Here is a 4,182-nt window from a genome sequence, read left to right on the forward strand (position 1 = left end):
GGCTTGTCAAGGCAAGCGCTTTTGCGTACATCTGCGCCATGTCTGCCTGGAAATTTTATCTGGTCACGTTCGGCTGCAAGGTCAATCAGTACGAAACCCAATCACTGCGCGAAGCCTGGCTTGCCCAGGGCGGCGTGGAATGCAGCGCCCCTGCCGAGGCGGATGTGGTGTGCGTCAATAGTTGCGCCATCACCTCCAAGGGCGAGAGGGACGCGCGCAATGCCGTGTTCCGCCTGCGCAGGGAGGCTCCGTCTTCGCGCCTGATTCTCACCGGTTGCGCGGCGCGGCTCTTTGCCGATTACAAACCGCGCCCCGGCGCCATTTGGGCCGCCCCGGATCTGCTGGTGCCGCAGGAAGAAAAAAGTCGCCTGCTGCATGGCCCATGGGCCGACCTTGACGGCGAGGGCATCACCCTGCCCGCCGGGGAGCTGGAGACTACCGCGCCTGCGGCCGCAGTTGCCGCAGTTGCCGCAGTTGCCGCAGCAAGCCCTGCGCAGACCACAGCACAGACAGCGCAGCAGGCCTTTCCGCCATTTCAGATTTCTGCCTTCAAGCGCGCCCGCCCAGTGCTGAAAGTGCAGGATGGCTGCGCCCACCGCTGCACCTACTGCATTGTTCCCTCTACGCGCGGCAAACCGCGCAGCCGCCCGGTGGATGAAATCGTTTCCGAGGCGCGCCGCCTGTTGCAGGCAGGCCATGCGGAAATCATGGTTTCCGGCATCAATCTGGGCCAGTACGGACGCGGCACGGATACAGGCGACTTCTGGAATCTTCTGCGCACGCTTGACGCTGCCCTTGCGCCGGAATTTGCCGGGCAGGCCCGCCTGCGCATCAGCTCGCTGGAACCCGGCCAGCTCGACCAGCAAGGGCTGGACGCCCTGCTTGCCTGCCACATGCTTTGCCCGCACCTGCATATTTCTTTGCAGCACGGCAGTCAGGCGGTGCTCAAACGCATGGGGCGCGGGCACTACACCCCGGCCATGCTGGAGCATGCCGTGAGCGCGCTGGCCTCGCACTGGCCCACCATGGGGCTGGGCGCGGATATCATCGCGGGCTTTCCCGGCGAAACGGAAGACGACATGCGCCAGTTGCTGGAGCTGATCGACCGCCTGCCCATGAGCTACGCCCACGTGTTCCCCTATTCACGGCGGCCCGGCACTGCGGCAGATCGCTTTGACGGGCAGATCCCCCACAGCCTCAAACTTGAGCGCGCGGCCCGCCTGCGCGAAGCCGTGGCCCGCAAGCAGCAGGCATTTCTGGCAGAACAGCTCAAACTGCCCCGCATGCTGGTGGCGGCTGACAATCCACAGGCATTTGCGGACTCCGCAACGGATGCGGCACCCACGCCGGAATCTGCGGGCAAGACCAAGAAAAACTCCGTGAAGGGCGTGAACGAATACTACGCAGCCTGCTCTATCCGCCTGCCCACGCAAGGCAAAAAACCCGGCGCGGATGCCGGGCTGTTGCCCGCGCGACCTGTAGCCCTTACCGAAAAGGGTCTGGTGGTGGAGCTGATAGAGCAAAAATAAATGCAGTGTCGCTGTGCACTGCATAAAAGAAAAGGAGAGCATGGCTCTCCTTTTCTTTTATCTGCGTAAACCTGTGCTGCTCTTTCGAAGTAAACCCCTGAGGGCACCCCGCAAGCAGGCTAGATGCTGATCTTCGCGCCCAGCAGCTTAACAAATTCGGCGATCAGGGCGGGGTGGGCAGGCCACGCGGGGGCAGAAACAAGGTTGCCGTCCACAGTGGCGCTGGTCAGTGTTTCGTTAAAGTCGCACCAGGTGGCCCCGGCGTCCACCACATCGGGCTTCACCGCCGGGTAGGCGGTGCAGCTGCGGTTTTTCAGCACGCCAGCCGTCACGAGAATCTGCGGGCCGTGGCACACGGCGGCAATGGGCTTTTTGGCGTCGTTGAATTCGCGCACGATTTCCAGAATGCGGGGGTTCAGGCGCAGGTATTCCGGGGCGCGGCCACCGGGAATAACAAGGCCTGCGTAGTCAGCGGTGTTTACCTTGTCGAAATCGTAGTTGATGCCAAAGTTGTGTCCACGTTTTTCAGAATATGTCTGGTCGCCCTCAAAGTCATGGATGGCCGTGCGCACGCTTTCGCCAGCCTTTTTCCCGGGGCAGACGGCATGCACTTCATAGCCCAGCATCTGCAACATCTGGAAAGGCACCATGATTTCATAATCCTCAACATAGTCGCCAGCCAGCACCAGAATTTTTTTCATATGTTCCTCCAAACGGGGAGCGGCCCGTTAACGTGGTCGCAAAGACCAGTTGTTGCGCGGCGGCTGAGCAGCAAAACACCGCCCTTGCCTTGACCGTATATATACTTATATATGCACACAAAGCATGTGGGCAAGCCCCTGACGCCCCCCGGCCCGCACAATTGCGCACCTGGGAGGCTTGGTCATTTTCTGACCGCAGCGGCCTGCGCAAGCTTCAGAACATTTTCAATAGCAAGTATTCTAGCGCCCCCATGTTGCGGTATGCCGCCGCAAGGGTTTCATTCCGGCAACGAATCAGGAGAATAATCATGCCCATGTACGATTTTGTCTGCACGGCCTGCGGCAATAAATTTGAAGATCTCGTTTTTGGCGACGAAGTTCCCGCCTGCCCCAAGTGCAACTCCCCCGCCACAGAAAAGCAGATGTGCGTGCCCAGCCCGCTTAAAACCGGGGCTTTCCCCTACAAGCCCGGCCCTGTGCGCCCCATGGGCAAGGGCATGCCCCCTTCTTGCGCCGCTGGTGGCGGCTGCGGCGGCTGCAGCGGAAATTCCGGCGGATCACAGGCATAATACACTGATTTTAAAAATAAAAAATGCATACCCACAGCGCCGGGCCAAGGGCATTTGTTGCATTCGCAAGCCCCTTGCTCTACACTGACGCATATCTTTAGCAGGAAGGAAGCTATGCTCCGCAGCATGACCGGCTTTGGCCGCTGCCTGGTGGAAAACGACTACACCACCCAGCAGTGGGAGGTTAAAAGCGTCAACAGTCGCCATCTTGACCTCAAGTGGCGTTTGCCTCTCTCTATACGCAGTCTTGAACCGCGCCTTGAAAAAGTGGTGCGGCGCTATGCCTCGCGCGGGCGCGTGGATGTGAGCCTGGTCTTGCAGTACGCGCCGGGCAACACCCCCGCCATGCGGTTTGACATGGTGCAGGCCGCTGCCATGCTTGATAATTTGCAGGCACTGGCTGATGCGCGCGGCGAGGCCTATGTTCCCGACTTCAACGCACTGTTGCAGATCCCTTCGCTTTGGGGCGACAGCGGCGAGGAGCTGGACGAAGATACCGCCCGCTGCCTTGAAGAAGGCCTGGCCCTTGCGCTGGAAGACTGGAATGAGGCCCGCTCCGCCGAAGGGCGCTCCCTTGCCACCGACATGCACTCCCGCATTCTGCGCATGGAAGAATGGACAGGCCTTATTGCCGACCGCGCTCCCAACATCAAGGAAGAGCGCGCCAATGCCCTGCGCGAACGCCTGAGCGAGGCCCTGTCCCAGAACGGGCAGGAGCTGGAAGAAGGCCGCTTTTTGCAGGAAGCCGTCATTCTGGCAGACCGCCTGGATGTGAGCGAAGAGCTCACGCGGCTCAACACGCACCTGGCGCGCCTGCACGACCTGCTGCAAACCGGCGGCGATGCCGGGCGGCGGCTCGATTTTACCTTGCAGGAGTGCTTCCGCGAGATCAATACCTGCGGCAACAAGCTGCCTGATGTGCAGCTTTCGCGCATGGTGGTTGATTTTAAAAACGAACTGGAAAAATGCCGCGAGCAGGTTCAGAATCTGGAATAAACATGCCTCGCGAACGTCTTATCAATATTGGTTTTGGCAACTATGTGCTGGCGGGCCGGGTTGTGGGCATTGTCAGCCCTGCATCTTCGCCCATGAAACGCCTTCGTGAAGACGCGCGGGCAGAGGGAAGACTCATTGACGCCACCCAGGGGCGCAAAACGCGCTCCATCTTGGTGACGGATTCAAACCACGTCATTCTTTCCTCCATCCAGCCGGAAACAATCAGTCAGCGCTTTGCGCAAGAGGAAGGGGACTGATGCCCCGCGAAGGCATAGCACTGGTGCTGAGCGCACCGTCTGGCGCAGGCAAGACCACACTGGTCAAACGCCTGCTGGCGGAATTTCCGCATATTGGCTACTCGGTTTCGTGCACGACGCGGCAACCGCG

At 60.3% G+C, this 4,182-nt stretch carries 5 protein-coding genes and 1 pseudogene; 5 read left to right on the forward strand and 1 reads right to left on the reverse strand.

Going from position 1 to position 4,182, the window contains the following annotated elements; all coding sequences use genetic code 11:
* The coding region (locus VEZ52_RS00980; RefSeq protein ID WP_324835149.1) for a MiaB/RimO family radical SAM methylthiotransferase at window positions 1-1,529 on the forward strand (1,529 nt) is incomplete at its 5' end.
* A 119-nt stretch (window positions 1,530-1,648) separates the two neighbouring features.
* Here VEZ52_RS00980 and VEZ52_RS00985 read toward each other — a convergent pair.
* Window positions 1,649-2,230 carry a DJ-1/PfpI family protein gene (locus VEZ52_RS00985; protein ID WP_192111406.1) on the reverse strand — a complete coding sequence of 194 codons (582 nt, stop codon included), beginning with the start codon at window positions 2,228-2,230 and terminating at the stop codon, window positions 1,649-1,651.
* Window positions 2,231-2,538: 308 nt separating this feature from the next.
* Between VEZ52_RS00985 and VEZ52_RS00990 the strand changes: the two genes are divergently transcribed.
* The 4 genes and pseudogenes from VEZ52_RS00990 to VEZ52_RS01005 form a co-directional block, all read left to right on the forward strand.
* A complete protein-coding gene (locus VEZ52_RS00990; RefSeq protein ID WP_192111405.1) occupies window positions 2,539-2,799 on the forward strand; it encodes an FmdB family zinc ribbon protein in 261 nt (86 codons plus the stop codon).
* A 114-nt stretch (window positions 2,800-2,913) separates the two neighbouring features.
* Window positions 2,914-3,795 carry a YicC/YloC family endoribonuclease gene (locus VEZ52_RS00995; protein WP_192111404.1) on the forward strand — a complete coding sequence of 294 codons (882 nt, stop codon included), beginning with the start codon at window positions 2,914-2,916 and terminating at the stop codon, window positions 3,793-3,795.
* Between the two features lie 2 nt (window positions 3,796-3,797).
* On the forward strand, window positions 3,798-4,052 hold the full coding sequence (locus VEZ52_RS01000) for a DUF370 domain-containing protein (protein WP_136400130.1): 255 nt from the start codon (window positions 3,798-3,800) through the stop codon (window positions 4,050-4,052).
* Window positions 4,052-4,182: pseudogene (locus VEZ52_RS01005) on the forward strand (guanylate kinase); the annotation flags it as partial. The gene VEZ52_RS01000 and the pseudogene VEZ52_RS01005, both read left to right, overlap by 1 nt.

The sequence above is a fragment of the Desulfovibrio sp. genome, assembly GCF_035644575.1.
In the GTDB taxonomy this organism is placed as follows: domain Bacteria; phylum Desulfobacterota; class Desulfovibrionia; order Desulfovibrionales; family Desulfovibrionaceae; genus Desulfovibrio.